Source organism: Chelativorans alearensis (assembly GCF_010993735.1).
Classification (GTDB): domain Bacteria; phylum Pseudomonadota; class Alphaproteobacteria; order Rhizobiales; family Rhizobiaceae; genus Chelativorans; species Chelativorans alearense.
The window spans coordinates 91,735-110,475 of record NZ_WQNI01000003.1 but is presented as its reverse complement, the minus strand read 5'-3'; the positions used below and the strand labels follow the sequence as shown (position 1 = coordinate 110,475).

The 18,741-nt window shown below is 66.0% G+C and carries 19 protein-coding genes; 7 read left to right on the top strand and 12 right to left on the bottom strand.

Features of this window, described 5'->3' with window-relative positions; genetic code table 11:
* Positions 1–58 precede the first annotated feature (58 nt).
* The 3 genes from GPJ75_RS05865 to GPJ75_RS05855 form a co-directional block, all read right to left on the bottom strand.
* Positions 59–1,039 (bottom strand): TAXI family TRAP transporter solute-binding subunit, encoded by a 981-nt coding sequence (locus GPJ75_RS05865; RefSeq protein ID WP_163266080.1) that lies wholly within the window; start codon positions 1,037–1,039, stop codon positions 59–61.
* A gap of 271 nt (positions 1,040–1,310) precedes the next feature.
* On the bottom strand, positions 1,311–2,633 hold the full coding sequence (locus GPJ75_RS05860) for an aspartate aminotransferase family protein (protein ID WP_163266078.1): 1,323 nt from the start codon (positions 2,631–2,633) through the stop codon (positions 1,311–1,313).
* Positions 2,630–3,532, bottom strand: a complete 903-nt coding sequence (locus GPJ75_RS05855; protein ID WP_163266076.1) for a MurR/RpiR family transcriptional regulator — start codon at positions 3,530–3,532, stop codon at positions 2,630–2,632. Before GPJ75_RS05855 ends, GPJ75_RS05860 begins: the two co-directional genes overlap by 4 nt.
* A 74-nt stretch (positions 3,533–3,606) precedes the next feature.
* Here GPJ75_RS05855 and GPJ75_RS05850 point away from each other — a divergent pair, with 74 nt between their 5' ends.
* The 3 genes from GPJ75_RS05850 to GPJ75_RS05840 all read left to right on the top strand — a co-directional run bounded on the left by GPJ75_RS05850 (position 3,607) and on the right by GPJ75_RS05840 (position 5,703).
* Positions 3,607–4,458, top strand: coding sequence for a beta-keto acid cleavage family enzyme (locus tag GPJ75_RS05850; protein WP_246248928.1), 852 nt, complete (start codon positions 3,607–3,609; stop codon positions 4,456–4,458).
* 53 nt (positions 4,459–4,511) lie between these two features.
* On the top strand, positions 4,512–5,306 hold the full coding sequence (gene pcaD, locus GPJ75_RS05845) for a 3-oxoadipate enol-lactonase (protein WP_163266074.1): 795 nt from the start codon (positions 4,512–4,514) through the stop codon (positions 5,304–5,306).
* 61 nt (positions 5,307–5,367) lie between these two features.
* Positions 5,368–5,703: a protein tyrosine phosphatase family protein gene (locus GPJ75_RS05840; protein ID WP_163266072.1), complete on the top strand. Its 336-nt coding sequence runs from the start codon at positions 5,368–5,370 to the stop codon at positions 5,701–5,703.
* A 41-nt stretch (positions 5,704–5,744) separates the two neighbouring features.
* On the opposite strand, the gene GPJ75_RS05835 is transcribed toward GPJ75_RS05840, so the two are convergent.
* Positions 5,745–6,212, bottom strand: coding sequence for an Lrp/AsnC family transcriptional regulator (locus GPJ75_RS05835; protein WP_163266070.1), 468 nt, complete (start codon positions 6,210–6,212; stop codon positions 5,745–5,747).
* A gap of 126 nt (positions 6,213–6,338) precedes the next feature.
* Between GPJ75_RS05835 and hppD the strand changes: the two genes are divergently transcribed.
* Positions 6,339–7,451 (top strand): 4-hydroxyphenylpyruvate dioxygenase, encoded by a 1,113-nt coding sequence (gene hppD, locus GPJ75_RS05830; protein ID WP_163266068.1) that lies wholly within the window; start codon positions 6,339–6,341, stop codon positions 7,449–7,451.
* 12 nt (positions 7,452–7,463) lie between these two features.
* On the opposite strand, the gene GPJ75_RS05825 is transcribed toward hppD, so the two are convergent.
* From GPJ75_RS05825 to GPJ75_RS05800, 6 genes are all read right to left on the bottom strand, one after another.
* Positions 7,464–8,003 carry a DinB family protein gene (locus GPJ75_RS05825; protein ID WP_163266066.1) on the bottom strand — a complete coding sequence of 180 codons (540 nt, stop codon included), beginning with the start codon at positions 8,001–8,003 and terminating at the stop codon, positions 7,464–7,466.
* Between the two features lie 10 nt (positions 8,004–8,013).
* Complete coding sequence (locus tag GPJ75_RS05820) at positions 8,014–9,027, bottom strand: fumarylacetoacetate hydrolase family protein (protein ID WP_163266064.1); 1,014 nt, start codon at positions 9,025–9,027, stop codon at positions 8,014–8,016.
* An 89-nt stretch (positions 9,028–9,116) separates the two neighbouring features.
* Entirely contained in the window at positions 9,117–10,433 is a 1,317-nt protein-coding gene (gene hmgA / locus GPJ75_RS05815; RefSeq protein ID WP_163266062.1) for a homogentisate 1,2-dioxygenase, read from the bottom strand.
* 307 nt (positions 10,434–10,740) lie between these two features.
* Entirely contained in the window at positions 10,741–11,775 is a 1,035-nt protein-coding gene (gene tdh / locus GPJ75_RS05810; RefSeq protein ID WP_163266060.1) for an L-threonine 3-dehydrogenase, read from the bottom strand.
* A 45-nt stretch (positions 11,776–11,820) separates the two neighbouring features.
* Positions 11,821–13,008 carry a glycine C-acetyltransferase gene (locus tag GPJ75_RS05805; RefSeq protein ID WP_163266058.1) on the bottom strand — a complete coding sequence of 396 codons (1,188 nt, stop codon included), beginning with the start codon at positions 13,006–13,008 and terminating at the stop codon, positions 11,821–11,823.
* A 37-nt stretch (positions 13,009–13,045) separates the two neighbouring features.
* Positions 13,046–14,242 carry an acyl-CoA dehydrogenase gene (locus GPJ75_RS05800; protein WP_163266619.1) on the bottom strand — a complete coding sequence of 399 codons (1,197 nt, stop codon included), beginning with the start codon at positions 14,240–14,242 and terminating at the stop codon, positions 13,046–13,048.
* A gap of 179 nt (positions 14,243–14,421) precedes the next feature.
* On the opposite strand from GPJ75_RS05800, the gene queF reads away from it, so the two are divergent.
* Positions 14,422–14,883 (top strand): preQ(1) synthase, encoded by a 462-nt coding sequence (gene queF, locus GPJ75_RS05795; protein ID WP_163266056.1) that lies wholly within the window; start codon positions 14,422–14,424, stop codon positions 14,881–14,883.
* Positions 14,884–14,984: 101 nt separating this feature from the next.
* Positions 14,985–16,820: a DNA mismatch repair endonuclease MutL gene (gene mutL / locus GPJ75_RS05790; RefSeq protein ID WP_163266054.1), complete on the top strand. Its 1,836-nt coding sequence runs from the start codon at positions 14,985–14,987 to the stop codon at positions 16,818–16,820.
* A 4-nt stretch (positions 16,821–16,824) separates the two neighbouring features.
* On the opposite strand, the gene GPJ75_RS05785 is transcribed toward mutL, so the two are convergent.
* Positions 16,825–17,325: a phosphatase domain-containing putative toxin gene (locus GPJ75_RS05785; RefSeq protein WP_163266051.1), complete on the bottom strand. Its 501-nt coding sequence runs from the start codon at positions 17,323–17,325 to the stop codon at positions 16,825–16,827.
* 105 nt (positions 17,326–17,430) lie between these two features.
* Here GPJ75_RS05785 and GPJ75_RS05780 point away from each other — a divergent pair, with 105 nt between their 5' ends.
* Entirely contained in the window at positions 17,431–17,661 is a 231-nt protein-coding gene (locus GPJ75_RS05780; RefSeq protein ID WP_163266049.1) for a DUF2093 domain-containing protein, read from the top strand.
* Between the two features lie 44 nt (positions 17,662–17,705).
* On the opposite strand, the gene lpxK is transcribed toward GPJ75_RS05780, so the two are convergent.
* Positions 17,706–18,740 (bottom strand): tetraacyldisaccharide 4'-kinase, encoded by a 1,035-nt coding sequence (lpxK, locus tag GPJ75_RS05775; RefSeq protein WP_163266046.1) that lies wholly within the window; start codon positions 18,738–18,740, stop codon positions 17,706–17,708.
* Between the last annotated feature and the right edge of the window lies 1 nt (position 18,741).

Here is an 18,741-nt window from a genome sequence, read left to right as displayed (position 1 = left end):
CAATCCGGCGAAGCGAAAAAGGGCGCCCCGGAGGGAGCGCCCTTGTTGCCAAGGCTGCTTAGTTGAGCCAGCCCTTTTCCTGGTAGTACTTCTCCGCGCCCGGATGCATCGGCGCGGAATTGCCTTGGCCCACCATCTGCTCGGGCGTCAGGTTGGCAAGCGCCGGATGCAGGCTTTTGAAGTCGTCGAAATTGTCAAACACCGACGAGACGAAGGTGTAGACGACGTCTTCCGGCACGTCGGCCGAGGTGACGACGGTGGCGCCGACGCCGAAGGTATTCACGTCCTCATCGGTGCCGCGATACATGCCGCCGGGGATGACCGCCTTGAAGTAGTAGGGGTTGCCCTCGACCAGCTTGTCGACAGCTTCGCCCTCGACCGGCACGATCACGCTGTCGCAGGTGGTGGTCGCCTCCTCGATGGCGCCGGCCGGGTGGCCGACCGTGTAGGCGAAGGCGTCGATGTTGTTGTCGCAGAGCGCCGAGCTCTGCTCTGCCGGCGCGAGCTCGGCGGCAAGGGCGAAGTCGGAATTCGTCCAGCCCTTCTCAGCGATCAAAAGGTCCATCAGCGCGCGCTGGCCGGAGCCGGGGTTGCCGATGTTGACGCGCTTGCCCTTGAGATCGTCGAACGCGGCAACACCGGAATCGGCGCGCGCCACGACCGTCAGTGGTTCGGGGTGCAGCGAGAAGACAGAGCGCAGGTTCTCATGCGCGCCGTCCTCGGCGAAGTTCGCCTCGCCGTTGGCGGCGTTGTACTGCACGTCCGACTGGACGACGCCGAACTCCAGGTCGCCGCCCTTGATGGCGTTGACGTTGAAGACCGAGCCACCGGTGGATTCGACCGAGCAGCGGATGCCGTGCTCGCGGCGGGTCTGGTTCATCAGCCGGCAGATGGCGCCGCCTACCGGATAGTAGACGCCCGTGACGCCGCCCGTGCCCACGGACACGAACTGCTGCTCCTGCGCCATCGCCGTTCCGGCCGACAGCGCGCCCAGCATCGCGGTGGCGATGCCGAAGCCGAGAATCCGATTTGGTTTCATACTGCGTCTCCCTTTAACTGGATTTTCGTAACCCGTTGCACGTCGATTTCCGGCCCGTCTCGTTTCGAGGGGCCGCCTGCCACCGGGCACCGTGCGGAACGCCCGGCCGGCCTTGCTGCGCAGCCCAGGCGAAGAGCGTGAAATGCCACCTCGCCCAAGTCAATGGATAGACTGCGCAATTTGGTGGAAGATGCAACATATTGTTGTGCTGGCCCGCTGGCGGCACGCGGCAATATGCGGCTTTCCTCCCAGTGTTCCTCCTCAACTCATCTCAGACGAGCGCGGCGTCGACAGCCTCGCCGAGGCGCTCGACGATCGTGTCGGCCGTTTGCCGGTCCAGTATGAACGGCGGGGCGATGAGCACATGGTCGCCGCGCCTGCCGTCGATTGTGCCGCCGGCGGGATAGACCATCAGGCCGCGCGCCATGGCCTCCTTCTTCACCTTCGCATGGAGCTTCTTCGCCGGGTCGAACGGCTCTTTCGTCGCCCGGTCGGCAACAAGCTCCAGCCCCAGGAACAGGCCGCGCCCGCGGATGTCGCCGACATGGGCATGGTTGCCGAAGCGGGCCTCCAGGCGGCCTCGAAGATAGGCGCCTGTCTCGCGCACATTGGCGAGCAGGCCGTCGCGCGCGATCGCCTCCTGCACGGCAAGGGCGGCCGCGCAGGCCATGGGGTGGCAGATATAGGTGTGGCCGTGCTGGAAGACGCCGGAGCCTTCAGCAAAGGCGTCGAAGACGTGGCGGGACAGGAGCACGGCGCCGATTGCCTGATAGCCGCCGCCCAACCCCTTGGCGACGGTTAGAATGTCGGGTGCCACGCCGTCCTTTTCGCAGGCGTGCATGGTGCCGGTGCGGCCCATGCCGCACATCACCTCGTCGAGGATGAGAAGAACGCCGTAGCGGTCGCAGATCTCGCGGATGCGGGCAAGATAGCCGGGAACGGCGGGCACAGCTCCCGCCGTGGCCCCCACGACAGGCTCGGCGACGAAGGCCATAACCGTATCGGCGCCGAGCTCCAGGATCTTGTCCTCGAGCTGCTGTGCGGCGCGCTGGCCGTACGCCTCCTCGCTCTCGCCCGGTCTCTGCAACCGATAGGCATAGCAGGGGTCGATGTGATGGGTCTCGATAAGCAGCGGGCGGAACTGCGCCCGGCGCGCCTCGTTGCCGCCGGCGGCAAGCACGCCCAGCGTGTTGCCGTGGTAGCTCTGGCGGCGGGCGATGATGTTGCGCCGCCCGGGCTCGCCCTTCTCCATGAAAAACTGCCGCGCCATCTTCAGCGCCGCCTCGTTGGCCTCCGAGCCGCCGGAGACGAAATAGGCGTGGCTGATTCCTTGAGGCGCTCCCGCCACCAGCGTCTCGGCCAGCGCCTCGGCCGGTTCGTTGGTGAAGAAGCTCGTGTGGGCGTAGGCGAGCTTTTCGGCCTGGTTCTTCAGCGCTGCGACGACATCCGGATGGCCGTGCCCGAGGCAGGAGACGGCCGCTCCGCCGGAAGCGTCGATATAGGCCCGGCCTTCGGTGTCGAAGAGTTCGACGCCCGTGCCGCCGACGGCGATGGGCAATTCCACGTGAATCTGGCGGTGCAGGATATGCGTCATTGGCTCTTCCGGTGCCGCGCGCGGGCGGCGGGTTCGAAGACATGGACCTTGAGTTCGGCGAGCTGGCGCTCTGTCCGGGCGATCGCCTCCAGCGCCTCTTCCCCGCCCTCGCCGGCCACGAGAGCGGCCAGGATTTCCACCGCCGTGAAGGCCGGCGCCATGGAATGGAAGAAGGAGGGGCTGTCCGTCGAGACGAGGATGGCGTGGCGGGCAAGGGTTGCCACCGGTGAGCCGGCGCTGTCGGTCAGCGTCACGATGGTGAGGCCCTTGGCATGGGCATGGCGTGCCGCCTCGACGCTTGCCCGCGTATAGGGTGCCACGGTAGCGACGAAGAAGACATCCTCCGCGGTGGCGAAACGAAGCGGATCAAGGCCCGCGCCGTTGCCGAAGTCGAGCGCGGTGGTCTTTTCGCCGAGAAAGGAGAGCATGTAGGCGAGATGGGCGGCCACCGGGCGGCTGGAGCGCAAGCCGAGGCAATAGACGCGGCGGGCGCGCGCCATGGCGCCGGCTGCCCCGGTGAGCGCATCGAGGGCGCCCGTTTCGCCGAGAGCTGAAATCTGGGCCGCGGTGGCGGCGGCGATCTCGCCGGCGAAGGCGCGGTCGCCCGCCTGCCTCTGGCGCGCCACCTGGATGCCGGCCTTGCCGGAGAAGCCCAGCGCCTGCTCCTTCAGCGCCTCGCCATGAAGCTGGCGCACCTCGTCATAACCATCGAGCCCCAGCCGCTTTGCAAGGCGCGTCATGGTCCAGGGCTGGACGCCGGCGCGGCGCGCCTGCTCACGCATGGAAAGCAGCGCCACATCGCCCGGGTTCTCCATGACATAGCGGGCGGCGGCCCCCAACTGCCCGGGAAGCGCGTCGACGGAACGGGTGATACGATCGGCAAAGGCGGCGCGGTCCATGGAGCGCATCCTAGACGGCGTTTCGCGGTTATGCAACATATGTTGCATCTTGTGCAACGAATGGAGGATTTGCCGTGGCAGCAGGCGAAAGCAGCTTCGAGGCGCGGTTGGCGGCGATCGCCGTGGCGCCCAATGGCGGGCGGCGCACCAAGGCCGACCATCCGGCCCTGCCGCAGACGGCGGACGAGCTGGCGGAAACGGCCGCCGCCTGTCTGGAGGCGGGGGCGGCGATGCTGCACTGCCATGTGCGCGACCGCGACGGCCAGCACATCCTCGACGCCGAGGCCTATCGCGATGCCACCGCCGCCGTGCGGCGTGAAGTGGGCGAGCGGCTCGTCGTCCAGATCACCACCGAGGCCGTCGGCCGCTACCAGCCGGAGGAGCAGATGGCGGTGGTGCGGGCGGTCAGGCCGGAGGCGGCTTCGCTGGCGCTGAAGGAACTGGTGCCCGATGCCGCGCATGAGGCCGCGTTCGGCCGCTTCCTCGCCTTCATGAAAAGGGAGAGGATCGTCCCGCAGATCATTCTCTACCACCCGGAGGAGGCACTGCGGCTCAAGGATATGATGGCGCGCGGGATCGTCCCCTTCGACGATGTTCCCGTGCTCTATGTGCTCGGCCGCTATACGGCCGGCCAGCGCTCCGCGCCCGCCGACCTCCTGCCCTTCCTGGCGCCGGAGGCGCCGCGCTTCGGGCATTTCATGGTCTGCGCATTCGGCGCGCGGGAAGCGGCCTGCGTGACGACTGCTGCGGCGCTGGGTGGGCATGCGCGCGTGGGCTTCGAGAACAATCTTCATCTGCCCGATGGCACCTTGGCTCCGGACAACGCGGCGCTCGTGCGCGGCGTTGCCGGCGCGCTTGCCGCGCTGGGGATGCGGGCGGCGGATGCGGGGCGCCTGCGCGCCGACTGGGCGCTTGTCGTGAATTGACGCGCGTCGCCGTTTTTCCGATACAGGGCGCAGACAATGGAGGCGGCGAGCTGATGCAATTTGTGCATGTGAACGGCATCGTCCTGCACTACGCGGTGCGGGGGGCGGCGGACAAGCCGACGCTTGTCTTCGCCAATTCTCTCGGCACGGACTTCCGCATCTGGGACGCGGTGGCGGAGCGGCTTGAAAGCGACCACCGGCTGGTGCTCTACGACAAGCGCGGCCATGGGCTTTCCGAGGCAACGAAGCCGCCCTATGCGCTGTCCGACCATGTGAACGACCTTGCCGGCCTGCTCGACCATCTGGGTATCGAGAACGCTGTCATCGTGGGCCTTTCCGTCGGCGGCATGATCGCGCAGGCGCTTGCCACGCTGCGACCCGAGTTGGTGCGGGCGCTGGTGCTGAGCGACACGGCGCACAAGATCGGCACCGATGCCCTGTGGGACGGCCGCATCAAGGCGGTGACCGAGGAGGGCATTGCCTCGATCGCCGACGGCATCATGGAGCGCTGGTTCACGCCCGGCTACCGGACGCCGGAGAACCCCGATTTCACCGGCTACCTCGCCATGCTGACACGCACCACCGTGGAGGGCTATGCAGGCACGTGCGCGGCGCTGCGCGAGGCGGAACTTACCGAATCCACGCGGGCGCTGAAGGTGCCGACACTGTGCCTCGTCGGCGACCAGGACGGCTCGACGCCGCCGGACCTTGTGCGGGAGCTGGCCTCGCTGATCGCGGGGGCGCGGTTCGAGATCATCAAGGGTGCCGGGCACCTGCCCTGCGTCGAGCAGCCGGAAAAGACGGTAGGCCTGATCCGCTCGTTTCTTCGGCAGGCGAACATCGCTTGAGGCCGCCTATATAAAGCGACGGCCGTTACACAGGTCAGCTTTTGTCTAGAAAGGACGCGGAATGGACATTCGCCAGGTCAACGAGGACTTTGCCGTGACGGGGCAGATCGCGCCGGTGCAGGTGGCCGGGATCGCCGATGCGGGCTTCAGGAGCATCGTCTGCAACCGGCCCGACACCGAGGATGGAGCGGTGCCGCACGAGGCGGTGGAAGAGGCGGCGCGCAAGGCGGGGCTGGAATTCCGTTTCCTCCCCGTCGTTTCCGGGGCGATCACGGAAGAGAACGTGCGCGACATGGCGGCAACGCTGGAAAGCCTGCCGCGGCCGGTGCTGGCCTATTGCCGCAGCGGGGCGCGGTGCCTGAACCTCTACACGCTGATGCGGGAGATGGAGGGGTAGCGCAGGCTGGTTCGGCCAATGCCGGCACCCTTCATAGCCAGCTACAGCGGCAGTGCCCCCGTCTCCTTCAGCGTCTGCAGGACGATAGCCGTCTTCACGTGCTGCACGGATTCGTGCGGCAGGAGCACGGCGCTGACGAATTCCGACAGGCTCTTCAGGTCCGGCGTCACCACCTTGAGGATGTAGTCCATCTCGCCCGTCAGCGCGTAGGCTTCCTGCACTTCCGGCAGGCGGGCTACGAGATCGGCGAAGCGGCGGGCGTTGTCCGGGTTGTGGGTGGCCAGCGTGACGGTGATGACGTTGACGAGGGGGAAGCCCAGGCGCTCGCGGTCGAGGAGCGCGCGGTAGCCCTTGATCAAACCCTCCTCCTCCAGGCGCTGGCGGCGGCGCGAGCATTGCGAGGAAGACAGGTTCACACGCTCCGACAGATCGTTGTTGGTGAGCCGTCCGTCGGCCTGCAGCAGAGACAGTATCTTGCGGTCGTAGTCGTCAACCTGCGCATTATTCATGCATTTCTTCCTTCCTCCGCATGCTTCATGCACGGATGGTGCATTTTGCAGCCGCTAATGCAAGCCGCTTGCGGGGCTTGGGGCATAGAATGGCGCCAGCAGAAATCCGAGCGACAGGAGGACAAAATGGGCCCGTTTCCGCACGATGCGCCGCCGCCCGAGATCAGCGCCGAGAATCCGGCCGGCACGGACGGCTTCGAATTCGTCGAGTTCGCTCACCCCGAGCCGGAGAAGCTTTCCGACCTTTTCGCCAAGATGGGCTATACGGAGGTTGCCCGGCACAGGGCGAAGAAAGTTTCCGTCTGGCGCCAGGGCGACATCAACTATCTGGTCAACGCGGAACCCGGCAGCCACGCCATGCGCTTCGTCGACAAGCACGGCCCCTGCGCGCCCTCGATGGCCTGGCGGGTAGTGGACGCGAAACATGCCTTCGAGCACGCGGTGTCGAAGGGGGCCACGCCCTATGAGGGTGACGACAAGACGCTCGACGTGCCGGCTATCGTCGGCATCGGCGGTTCGCTGCTCTACTTCATCGAGACCTACGGTGAGAAGGGCTCTGCCTACGATACCGAGTTCGAGTGGCTGGGCGAGCGCAATCCGAGGCCGGAGGGCGTGGGCTTCTACTATCTCGACCATCTCACCCACAACGTCTATCGCGGCAACATGGACAAGTGGTGGGACTTCTACCGAGACCTCTTCGGCTTCAAGCAGATCCACTATTTTGACATCGATGGACGGATCACCGGGCTCGTAAGCCGCGCCATCACCTCGCCCTGCGGCAAGATTCGCATTCCACTGAACGAATCGAAGGACGACACCAGCCAGATCGCCGAGTATCTGAAGAAGTACAATGGCGAAGGCATCCAGCACATCGCCGTGGGCACGGAGGCGATCTACGACGCCACCGACAGACTGGCCGAGAACGGGCTGAAATTCATGCCCGGCCCACCCGAAACCTATTACGAGATGTCATACGAGCGGGTACACGGGCATGAGGAGCCGATCGATCGGATGAAGAAGCACGGCATCCTGATCGACGGTGAAGGTGTTGTGGACGGCGGGATGACCAAGATCCTGCTGCAGATATTCTCCAAGACCGTCATCGGGCCGATCTTCTTCGAGTTCATCCAGAGGAAGGGCGACGAAGGTTTTGGGGAAGGCAATTTCCGCGCGCTGTTCGAATCGATCGAAGCAGACCAGATCAAGCGCGGCGTCTTGAAGGTGGATGCGGCGGAGTAAGGCGCCGCTCAGTTAGTCCAGCCCCAGCCTCTCCACCTCCTCACGGCGCAGGGGCAAGTCGAAGTCGAGGAAGAACTCGTCGAGCTGCGGTGGCTTGACCGAGGTGCCGGCGAGCATGGCGTGGACCTGGCCGCGATGGTGGGCCTGGTGCAGGAAGAGATGGGCGAGCAGCGCGTCGATTCGCTCGGGGAATTTTCCTGCCCTGCCGCGATCGGTGACGACACGGCGGGGCATGTCGTTCTCGCTTAAACTTGCACAAAACGCGATCAGCCGTTCGTCCTCCGTGCGCTGGGCGGCTTCAAGCGCGGCGGCCTCCGTGAACGGCTCGAAATCGTGGAAGGCGGCAGGGCCGATGCCACCCTCCTCCAGCGCATCGAGATAATAGCGGTCGATGGCGAGGATGTGGTTCAGGGTCTCGACGATCGAGGGAAAGAAGCTGACGCGCTCGGCCGCGAACTCGCCGGGTGCGAGGACAAGAACAGCGCGATAGAGCCGGTCGTTGGACCAGCGGTTGTTTGCAGCCATCCGGCGGAAATGATCGATAAGCGACATCGGTAGGCCCTCACCTCTCGTATTTCTCGACCATCTGCTCGATGGCACCGAAGATGGAATGGCCATCGCCATCTTTCATCTCGATGCGCACTGTATCTCCGATATGCATGAAAGGCGTCTTCGGCTTGCCGCCCTCCAGGGCCTCGATCATGCGCATTTCCGCGATGCAGGAATAGCCGGAGCCGCCTTCGGCAATCGGTTTGCTCGGCGCGCCATCCAGCCTGTTCGAAACCGTGCCGGAGCCGACGATGGTGCCGGCGGTGAGCGGCCGGGTTTTGGCGGCGTGGGCGATGAGGGTCGGGAAGTCGAAAGTCATGTCGATGCCGGTGTCGGCGCGGCCGAAGGGCTTTCCGTTGTAATCGACGCAAAGCGGCAGGTGCAGCTTGCCGCCGTCCCAGGCCGCGCCCAGTTCGTCAGGCGTGGCGGCGACGGGGGAGAAGGCGGACGAGGGCTTCGACTGGAAGAAGCCGAAACCCTTGGCGAGCTCGGCGGGGATAAGGCCGCGCAGCGAGACGTCGTTGACCAGCATGAGAAGCCGGATCGCTTCGCCCGCCTCATCGAGGCTCGCGCCCATCGGCACATCGTCGACGACGACGGCAACCTCGCCCTCGAAGTCGAGGCCCCATGCCTCATCGGCGAGTGGAATGGGGTCGCGGGGGCCGAGGAAGGCGTCGGAGCCGCCCTGATAGATCAGCGGATCCGTCCAGAAGCTCTGCGGCATCTCGGCGCCGCGGGCCCTGCGCACCAGTTCGACATGGTTCACATAGGCGGAGCCGTCGGCCCATTGATAGGCGCGCGGCAAGGGCGCCATGGCTTCGTGCTCGTGGAAGCGCTCGGCGGGGACGGCGGCGTGCTCCAGGCTCTCGGCAAGGGTCTCCAGGTGCGGCGATAGACGCTGCCAGTCGTCGAGGGCCGCCTGCAGGGTGGGCGCCACGGGGGAGGCATCGGTAAAGCGGGTCAAGTCGCGCGAGACGACGACGAGCCGGCCGTCGCGTGTGCCGTTCTTGAGAGTTGCAAGTTTCAAAGGCCATCCTCCCGAGATTTCGCCGGTTCGCATTGGGCCCTTTCGGGCAGTTCGACCATATGGAAAGGTTGGCGCCCTGTCGCGCCCCCTTAATCACTCCAATCCCCCTCCGGCGTGCCGTTGAAGCGTTTTTTCAGCCCTTTCCAGCAATCGATGTAGTCGTCCTGCAGCGTCTCGGTCTCCGCTGCGAAGCGGGTGAGGTGCTGGGGGAAGCGGGTTTCGAACATGAAGGCCATGGTGTCACCGAGCTTCATTGGCTGCAACTCCGCCTTCGTGGCCTTCTCGAAGCCTTCGGCGTCCGGCCCGTGCGGCAGCATCATGTTGTGCAGGCTCATGCCGCCCGGCACGAAGCCTTCTTCCTTGGCGTCGTAGCGGCCCCTGATGAGGCCCATGAACTCGCTCATCACGTTGCGATGGTACCAGGGCGGACGGAAGGTGTGCTCGGCCACCTGCCAGCGTGGCGGGAAGATGATGAAGTCGACATTGGCCGTGCCCTCCTCGCCGCTGGGAGAGGTCATCACGGTGAAGATCGACGGGTCGGGGTGGTCGAACAGGATGGCGCCGACGGGCGAATAGGTGGAAAGGTCGTATTTATAGGGCGCATAGTTGCCATGCCAGGCCACCACATCGAGGGGGGAGTGATCGATCTCCGTGCGGTAGAAGCGGCCGCACCATTTCACCGTCAGGCGGCAGTCGGTCTCCTTGTCCTCGTACCAGGCGACCGGCGTCTTGAAGTCGCGCGGGTTGGCGAGGCAGTTGGCGCCGATGGGGCCGCGGTCGGGCAGCGTGAACTTGGCGCCGTAGTTCTCGCAGATATAGCCGCGCACCGGGCCGTCCATCAGCTCGACCTTGAAGATCATGCCGCGCGGCACGATGGCGATCTCGCCGGGCGCGACCTCCATGGCGCCCATCTCCGTCATCACGCGGATGCGGCCCTCCTGCGGCACGAGAAGAAGCTCGCCATCGGCATCGAAGAAATAGTCGTCCACCATGGACGTGTTGGCGATATAGACGTGTGCGGCCATGCCCACCTGGGTGGTGACGTCGCCGGCCGTCGTCATGGTGCGGACACCGGCGATGAAGTCGGTCTCTTCGTTGGGCATCGGCGTCGGATCCCAGCGCAACTGGCCGATGGGGAGCTCGTGGTCATGGAGGTTGGGCGCGGTCTTCCAGCGCTCGCAAGCAGTCGGCCGGAAGCGAGCCGCGTGGCGGACGCTGGGGCGGATGCGGTAGAGCCAGGAACGCTCGTTGGCGCCGCGCGGGGCGGTGAAAGGAGAGCCCGAAAGCTGCTCCGCGTAGAGACCATAGGCCGGTCGCTGCGGCGAGTTCTGCCCCTGCGGCAGGGCGCCGGGCAGGCTCTCGGTCTCGAAATCGTTGCCGAAGCCGGGCATGTAGCGGAAGGTCATGACATCCTCCATCGAGCTTGCGGATTGCTAGATCACGATGCCGTTTCCTTGAATCGGCACCATGATCTATCTCTTTGTTTGAGCATGATCTTTTCCGAAAACCGGAATCCACTTTTTCGGGATCATGCTCCAGATAGTTGCAAGCGTAACAATCGAAAATGTAACTATCAATTGGAGCACCGGTGCATGAAAGAAGCCGCCCTGGCGCGATGGGAGTTCCTTCCCCTACCGGTTGGGTCGGTTGGCTGGTGAACCACGGGCGATCCGGCCTGACGCGGCCGGAATGGCGATCGCTATCTCTCCCGCCTCACCAATCCATCACTACCTTCCCCGCCTCGCCGCTGCGCATGGCGTCGAACCCCTCTCGGAAGTCGTCCGCGGCGATGCGGTGCGTGATGAGACCGGAGACGTCGAGCGGGCCCTGGACCAGGGCGATCATCTTATACCAAGTCTCGAACATCTCGCGGCCGTAGATGCCCTTCAAGTGCAGCATCTTGAAGATGACCTTGTTCCAGTCGATCTCGAAACCGGTGGGCGCGATGCCGAGGATGGCGATCTTGCCGCCGTTGTTCATGGCGTCGATCATGTCGCGGAAGGCGGGGGCCGCACCCGACATTTCAAGCCCCACGTCGAAGCCCTCTGTCATGCCGAGACGCTGCATGACGTGGGCGAGCGTTTCCTCTTTCGCATTCACCGTATGCTGGACACCGAGCTTTTTGGCGAGTGCCAGGCGGCCTGGGTTGATGTCGGTGATAACCACTTTACGGGCACCCACGCACTGGGCCACGAGCGCGCCCATGATGCCGATTGGGCCTGCGCCAGTGACGAGCACATCCTCGCCGACGAGGTCGAAGGAGAGCGCCGTATGGACGGCATTGCCCAGGGGATCGAAGATGGCGGCGATCTCGTCGGGCACGTCGTCGGGGATCGTCACGACGTTGTGCTGCGGCAGGGAGAGATATTCGGCGAAGGCGCCCGGGCGCTGCACGCCGACACCGAGCGTATTGCGGCACAGGTGCCCGCGGCCGGCCCGGCAGTTACGGCAGTGGCCGCAGACGATGTGCCCCTCGCCGGAGACCCGCTGGCCAACGCGGTATTCGCTAACGGCTGCGCCCACCTCCACCACCTCGCCGACGAACTCGTGGCCGGTCACCAGCGGCACGGGGACGGTCTTTTGCGCCCACTCGTCCCAATTCCAGATGTGCACGTCGGTGCCGCAGATGGCGGTCTTCCTGACCTTGATGAGCACGTCGTTGGGGCCGGTCTCCGGCAGCGGCACGCGCTCCATCCACAAACCCTCCTCGGGCTTGGCCTTCACCAGGGCTTTCATCATGTTGGACATGGGCTTGTCTTCCGCCTGTTGGACGCCGCGATCCTGCGCGCCTGCCTATGCAATGAGGCCCAATTCCCGCCCCGCCATACCAAACGCCTCCACCGCCCGGTCGATATCCGCCGGCGAGTGGGCAGCCGACATCTGCGTCCTTATGCGCGCCTCGCCCTTGGGCACGACGGGGAAGGAGAAGCCAATCACATAGATGCCGTGGCCCAGAAGCCGGTCGGCCATCTTTGAGGCCAACGTGGCATCGCCAACCATCACGGGGATGATCGGATGGCCGCTGCCGGCGAGGGTGAAGCCGAGCTTCGTCATCTTCTCGCGGAAGCGTTCCGCGTTGCCGTAGAGCCTGCGGCGCAGGGCGTCGCCGTTCTCCACCAGATCGAAGACCTTAAGCGAGGTGGCAGCGATGACCGGAGCGAGCGTGTTGGAGAAGAGATAGGGGCGCGAGCGCTGGCGCAGCCACTCCACGACCTCTTTCTTGCCGCTCGTATAGCCGCCGGAGGCGCCGCCCAGCGCCTTGCCGAGCGTGCCGGTGAGGATATCCACCCGGCCCTCGACGCCGCAGGCTTCCGGCGTGCCGCGGCCATGAGCGCCTACGAAGCCGACGGCGTGGCTGTCGTCGACCACCACCATGGCCTCGTATTTTTCCGCGAGGTCGCAGATGGCGGGGAGATTGGCGATGATGCCGTCCATTGAAAAGACGCCGTCCGTGGCAATCAGCCGGAAACGGGCATCGGAAGCCTCCTTCAGCCGCGCTTCCAGCTCGGCCATATCATTGTTGGCGTAGCGGTAGCGCCGCGCCTTGCAAAGCCGCACGCCGTCAATGATGGAAGCGTGGTTGAGGGCGTCGGAGATGATCGCATCCTCGGGGCCGAGCAAGGTCTCGAAGAGGCCGGTGTTGGCGTCGAAGCAGGAGGAGTAGAGGATCGTGTCCTCCATCCCCAGGAAGGCGGAGATCTTCGCCTCGAGCTGCTTGTGCTCTTCCTGCGTGCCGCAGATGAAGCGCACGGAGGCCATGCCGTAGCCGTAGCGGTCGAGTGCGGCCTTGGCGGTCTCGCGCAGTTCGGCGTTGTCGGCGAGACCGAGATAGTTGTTGGCGCAGAAGTTGAGGACCCTCTTGCCGCCGCTCTCGATCTCCGCGGACTGCATGGAGGTGATGACGCGCTCGGACTTATAGAGGCCGGCGCCTTTCAGGCCTGCAAGTTCGGCGGAGAGGTGTTTCAGGAAGGAAGCGGTCATTTTCTCACCTCACGCGGCGATGGTTGTGCGGGTCCGGTCAGAAAAACGCCTGTAGCCCGGTCTGCGCCCTTCCGAGGATCAGCGCGTGCACGTCGTGCGTGCCCTCGTAGGTGTTGACCGTCTCCAGGTTCTGCGCGTGGCGCATGACGTGGTATTCGATCTGGATGCCGTTGCCGCCGTGCATATCGCGGGCCGTCCGCGCGATCTCCAGCGCCTTGCCGCAATTGTTGCGCTTGACGAGGGAGATCATCTCCGGGGCCATCCTTCCTTCGTCGAAGAGGCGGCCGACGCGCAAGGACGCCTGAAGCCCGAGGGCAATCTCCGTCTGCATGTCGGCGAGCTTCTTCTGGAAGAGTTGGGTCTGCGCGAGCGGCTTGCCGAACTGGGTGCGCTCCAGCCCGTAGCGGCGGGCGCGGTGCCAGCAGTCCTCGGCCGCCCCCATGGCGCCCCAGGAGATGCCGTAGCGGGCGCGGTTCAGGCACCCGAAGGGGCCCTTGAGGCCGGAGACGCCCGGAAGCAGCGCGTCTTCGGGGACCTCGACGCCGTCCATGACGATCTCGCCGGTGATGGAGGCGCGCAAGGAGAGCTTGCCGCCGATCTTCGGCGCCGAGAGCCCCTTCATGCCCTTCTCCAGAACGAAACCGCGGATCTGGTTGTCGTGGGCGGCGGATTTGGCCCAGACGACAAAGACGTCGGCTATGGGGGAATTGGAAATCCACATCTTGGAGCCGACGAGCCGGTAGCCGCCGTCGATCTTCTCCGCCCGCGTCTTCATGCCGCCGGGGTCGGAACCGGCGTCCGGCTCGGTGAGGCCGAAGCAGCCGATGAATTCGCCCGAGGCGAGCTTCGGCAGGTATTTTTGCCGCTGCTCCTCGGAGCCGTAGGCATGGATCGGATACATGACGAGGGAGGACTGCACGCTCATCATGGAGCGGTAGCCTGAATCCACGCGCTCCACCTCGCGGGCAACGAGGCCGTAGGAGACGTAGCCTGCACCTGCGCCGCCATATTCGTCGGGGATGGTGATGCCAAGCAGTCCCGCCGCGCCCATCTCGCGGAAGATCTCCGGGTCCGTCTCCTCGTTCATGTAGGCGTGCTCGATGCGGGGGGCGAGCTTGTCGGCGGCGAACGCGGCCGCCGCGTCGCGGATCATCCGCTCCTCGTCGGAGAGCTGGTCATCCAGGAGGAAGGGATCATCCCATGTGAAGGGGGAGGTGGCGGGGCTTTCTTGCATGGTCATCGTTTTCCTGACGTCTGTCGTTGCCGGACTTTTGGCCTTTCCCGCCGCCGCGGTCAAATGGTCCATCGACAGCGGCCACAAAAGCCCCTTTGCCGTATATAGTGCCGACACGTTTTCCCGGATGGGCCAGGGCCTTATAAGCCGCCATCCAGCTGCAGAAAGAGGACTATCCCGTGACCGATACACATAGGCTAACCCAACTGGGCGGAAAGGCGGAAACGCCTGCCTCGCCGGAGGCCGCCGTTCTGGAGACCGTACCTTTCGAACAGGGCGAGGGGCCGCCGGCGATCGTGCGTTTCACCTGCCCCGAATTCACCTCGCTGTGCCCGGTGACGGGCCAGCCGGACTTCGCGCACATCGTCATCGACTACGCGCCGGACAGGTTCCTGGTCGAATCGAAGTCGCTGAAACTGTTCCTGACGTCGTTCCGCAACCACGGCGCCTTCCATGAGGAATGCACGGTGATGATCGGGCGGCGCTTCGTGGAAGCGGCGAAGCCCCTGTGGCTGCGGATCGGCGGCTACTGGTATCCGCGCGGCGGCATTCCCATCGACGTGTTCTGGCAGACGGGGGTGCCGCCGGAAGGCGCCTGGCTGCCGGAGACGGGGGTGGCGCCCTATCGGGGGCGGGGGTAACGCATCCGGCAGAAGGACCAGCGCCCTTCGCGCAATTCCATTCAGTGCATCTCCACCGCTCCACCTTCCACGCCCTCCCCGAATCCCGCTATAAGACCGGCATGCCCATACGCCCCCTCTCCGAGACCGTCATCAACCAGATTGCCGCCGGCGAGGTGATCGAGCGGCCGGCGAGCGTGGTGAAGGAGCTGGTTGAAAACGCGCTGGACGCGGGAGCGAAGCGCGTCGAAGTGGCGACGGCCGGTGGGGGCCTTAGCCTTATCCGCGTCATCGACGATGGCGGCGGCATTCCCACCGACGAACTGCCGCTGGCCGTCTCGCGCCACTGCACCTCGAAACTTTCCGACGATATCCACGACATCCGCTCGCTGGGCTTCCGCGGCGAAGCGCTGCCCTCCATCGGCTCGGTGGCCCGCCTCAGCCTGCGCTCGCGCACGGCCGGCGCCGACGCCGGGGCGGAAGCGACGGTGGACGGCGGGCGCGTGGGGCATGTGAGGCCCGTCGCGGCCAACCCGGGTACGACCGTGGAGGTGCGGGACCTCTTCTTCGCCACGCCGGCGCGGCTCAAATTCATGAAGAGCGAGCGGGCGGAGACGGCGGCGATCACGGATGTGGTGAAGCGCGTGGCGCTTGCCTTTCCCGCCGTGCGCTTCACGCTTTCGGGCAGCGACAGGACGACGCTGGAGCTTGCCGCGGTGCCCGCCGACGGCGACGGTCTATTGAGGCGCATGGGCCAGGTGCTGGGCAAGGCGTTTTCGGAGAACGCACTGGCGATCGACGCGGAGCGCGAGGGCGTGGGCCTGACCGGCTATGCCTCGATCCCTTCCTTCACCCGCGGCAACGCGCTTCATCAGTTCGCCTATGTCAACGGGCGGCCGGTGCGCGACAAGCTGATCGCCGGCGCCATACGCGGCGCCTATATGGACGTTCTGCCGCGCGACCGGCACGCGGTGACGGCGCTTTTCCTCTCGCTCGATCCCGCACTTGTCGACGTCAACGTGCATCCGGCGAAGGCGGACGTGCGCTTCCGCGATCCGGGGCTGGTGCGCGGGCTGATCATCGGTGCCATCCGGCAGGCGCTGGAGGGAGCCGGCATGCGCGCCTCGACCAGCGGGGCGGCAGCCATGCTCGAGGCGTTTCGAGCACCGCAGGCACCCGGAAACGGGGCGCGGTATTCCGGCAGCCACTATACGGGCGGCTGGAGCGCTGCGACCTCGCCGAGCCGGCCGCTCGAACCCGCAACGGCAGCACCATCGCCGCAAGGTTTCGGCGAAGCCGAGCAAGCGGTCTTCGACGTGGGCGCGGGCGTCAGCGCCGATGCGCGGGCGGCGGACGAGGCACCGGCACAGTTTGCCCGCCATCCCCTCGGGGCGGCGCGCGCGCAGGTGCACGAGAACTACATCGTCGCGCAGACGGAGGATTCGCTGGTCATCGTAGACCAGCACGCCGCACATGAGCGGCTGGTCTACGAGGCGCTGAAAGAAGCGATCCATGCGCGCGCCCTGCCCTCGCAGATGCTCCTGATGCCGGAAATCGTCGACCTGACCGAGGATGATGCAGAGCGGCTTTCCGCGCATGCCGGCTTCCTCGCCCGGCTGGGTCTCGGGCTGGAGCGCTTCGGGCCGGGAGCGGTGGCCGTGCGCGAGACGCCGGCCATGCTGGGCGAGATCGACGCAGCCGCACTGGTGCGAGACCTGGCCGACGAGATTGCCGAGAACGACACCGCCGAGGCGCTGAAGGACCGCATCGACCGCATCGCCGCCACCATGGCCTGCCACGGCTCGGTGCGCTCCGGCCGGCGGCTCAAGCCGGAGGAGATGAATGCGCTTCTAAGGCAGATGGAGGCCACCCCCGGGTCCGGCACCTGCAATCATGGACGGCCGACCTATATCGAACTGAAGCTTGCCGATATCGAGCGACTGTTCGGGCGGCGGTGAGACGTCAGTCTTCGGCCGCTCCCCGCGCGGCCCAGGCGAACTGAGCAGGCGCTTCCACCGCGCCGGGCCGTACGGCGCGCAGGCGGGTGAGCGCCTCGTCCATCGGCTCCCCGCGTTCGACAAGGAGGCGGAGCGCAATCATCCCGGAGCGGCCACGCCCGCCGTGGCAGTGGAGGAGCACCCCGCCGCCCTTGTCGAGAATGCCGTGCAGGCGGGCGGAAAGCGGCGGCCAGGCTTTCTCGGCAGCGCCGGACGGGCCGCCATAGTCGCTGATGGGAAGGTGGAACCAGTCTATGGAGGCATCGGCAAGTGCCAATCCCAGATCGCCGGCGCCGTACCGGTCCATTTCCTCCGCAACGGTCATGGAGACCACGATCTCCGGGTTCCATCGGGCGATCACTGCGATATCCGCCAACAGACCGCCGACGCGGCCGGGCAGCGGAGACACGCCGATCCGGCCGCCGCCTTCGACCGGCACGGTGGCGATTGTATAGGCTGTGCTCATCGCTCCTCCTCAAGACGTCGTTGCGAAGCGGAGCGAAGCTATCACACCGCTTGACCTCGGCGCCAATTTGTGGCGCAAGACCCTCATGGAAAGGCTCGTCGCGTCATGAACCGTTTCGAAGGCCCCGGCAGCAGGGAAGCGCGTATTCGCTATCTGGACGGCGACTTCCAGGTGCTCACGCCCGGCGCCTTCGTTCGCTGCGCGGTGACCGGCGAGGCGATCCCGCTCGAAGAGCTTAAATACTGGAGCGTGGCGCGCCAGGAAGCCTATCTCAACGCCGAGACCTCGCTGGTGCGGGAACTGGAGATGAACCCGGAGTTGAGGCGGCGGGGGTGAGGCGGAAGGGCCGGAACGTGCGCGCTTCTGCCTGAACCGGATCGCTAACCCGTCACCATACGCTCGCGCCAGGCGCTCATCGTGTCGCGGATGATCCTGACCGGCATCTCGGCAGCCTCGAACACGGCTTCGACCGGCAGCGAGCGTACCGAGGCGGCGAAATCCTGGACTGGCTTCGGGCCGTGGTTGAGCCGCACCAGATCCTTCTCCGTGGTGACGAGTTGCAGGCCGCCTGCCTTCGCCTGGCTGGACAGTTCTGCAACCTCCTCCTCCCCGAAAGGGTAATGATCGGGAAAGGAGCGGGTAGCGGCGAGCTCGGCGCCTGCCCTTTGCAGCGTGTCGTAGAATTTGTCCGGGTTGCCGATACCGGCGAAGGCGAGAACGCGCGCACCCACAAGCCCGTGCCCGCCGCTCGGCTTCAGGCTGGCGGCGAAAACCGGCTTGCCGGCGCGGGCCGCGGCGCGCACGACGCTTTCGGCCGCCCCGCCCTCGCCCATGACGGCAACGCCGTCGGCGTGGCGCATCTGGCCTACCACGGGCGCGCGCAACGGGCCGCCGGGGATGACGTGGCCGTTGCCGATGCCGCGCCCGGCGTCGACGACGATGAGCGCATAATCCATGTGGATGCGTGCGCTCTGGAAGCCGTCGTCCATGACGATGAAATCGCACCCCTCCTCGATGAGATGGCGCGCGCCGGCCGCGCGATCGGGCGTGACAACGGTCGGCGCGTGGCGGGCCAGAAGCAGCGGCTCGTCGCCCACCAGGCGGGCGGCATCGGCCTTCGCGTCCACGAAATGCGGCTGCGACAGGCTTCCGCCATGGCCGCGCGACAGGAAGCCGGGTTTCAACCCCTGGCGCTTGGCCTGCTTGGCGAGCGCGATGGCGACCGGCGTCTTACCCTGGCCGCCGACGGTGAGGTTGCCCACGCACAAGACGGCGGCCGGCACTTTCTCGCGTCGGGCGTTGGCCATCCGGGTGCCGGCGACGGCACCGTAGAGCGCGGAGAGCGGCCACAGGGCCCAGGCGCGCCAGTCGGGCGGTTCCCACCAGAAGGGCGGTGCTTCGCCGGGCGCGGCCATC

What these genes read in the sequence shown, in the direction of transcription:
- pcaD (WP_163266074.1), top strand. Translation starts at nt 4,512, where the DNA reads ATGCAATTTGTGCATGTGAACGGCATCGTCCTGCACTACGCGGTGCGG.
- GPJ75_RS05825 (WP_163266066.1), bottom strand. Translation starts at nt 8,003, where the DNA reads ATGTCGCTTATCGATCATTTCCGCCGGATGGCTGCAAACAACCGCTGG.
- lpxK (WP_163266046.1), bottom strand. Translation starts at nt 18,740, where the DNA reads ATGGCCGCGCCCGGCGAAGCACCGCCCTTCTGGTGGGAACCGCCCGAC.
- GPJ75_RS05780 (WP_163266049.1), top strand. Translation starts at nt 17,431, where the DNA reads ATGAACCGTTTCGAAGGCCCCGGCAGCAGGGAAGCGCGTATTCGCTAT.
- GPJ75_RS05855 (WP_163266076.1), bottom strand. Translation starts at nt 3,532, where the DNA reads ATGGACCGCGCCGCCTTTGCCGATCGTATCACCCGTTCCGTCGACGCG.
- hmgA (WP_163266062.1), bottom strand. Translation starts at nt 10,433, where the DNA reads ATGACCTTCCGCTACATGCCCGGCTTCGGCAACGATTTCGAGACCGAG.
- hppD (WP_163266068.1), top strand. Translation starts at nt 6,339, where the DNA reads ATGGGCCCGTTTCCGCACGATGCGCCGCCGCCCGAGATCAGCGCCGAG.
- tdh (WP_163266060.1), bottom strand. Translation starts at nt 11,775, where the DNA reads ATGTCCAACATGATGAAAGCCCTGGTGAAGGCCAAGCCCGAGGAGGGT.
- mutL (WP_163266054.1), top strand. Translation starts at nt 14,985, where the DNA reads ATGCCCATACGCCCCCTCTCCGAGACCGTCATCAACCAGATTGCCGCC.
- GPJ75_RS05785 (WP_163266051.1), bottom strand. Translation starts at nt 17,325, where the DNA reads ATGAGCACAGCCTATACAATCGCCACCGTGCCGGTCGAAGGCGGCGGC.
- GPJ75_RS05835 (WP_163266070.1), bottom strand. Translation starts at nt 6,212, where the DNA reads ATGAATAATGCGCAGGTTGACGACTACGACCGCAAGATACTGTCTCTG.
- GPJ75_RS05805 (WP_163266058.1), bottom strand. Translation starts at nt 13,008, where the DNA reads ATGACCGCTTCCTTCCTGAAACACCTCTCCGCCGAACTTGCAGGCCTG.
- GPJ75_RS05840 (WP_163266072.1), top strand. Translation starts at nt 5,368, where the DNA reads ATGGACATTCGCCAGGTCAACGAGGACTTTGCCGTGACGGGGCAGATC.
- GPJ75_RS05865 (WP_163266080.1), bottom strand. Translation starts at nt 1,039, where the DNA reads ATGAAACCAAATCGGATTCTCGGCTTCGGCATCGCCACCGCGATGCTG.
- GPJ75_RS05860 (WP_163266078.1), bottom strand. Translation starts at nt 2,633, where the DNA reads ATGACGCATATCCTGCACCGCCAGATTCACGTGGAATTGCCCATCGCC.
- GPJ75_RS05800 (WP_163266619.1), bottom strand. Translation starts at nt 14,242, where the DNA reads ATGCAAGAAAGCCCCGCCACCTCCCCCTTCACATGGGATGATCCCTTC.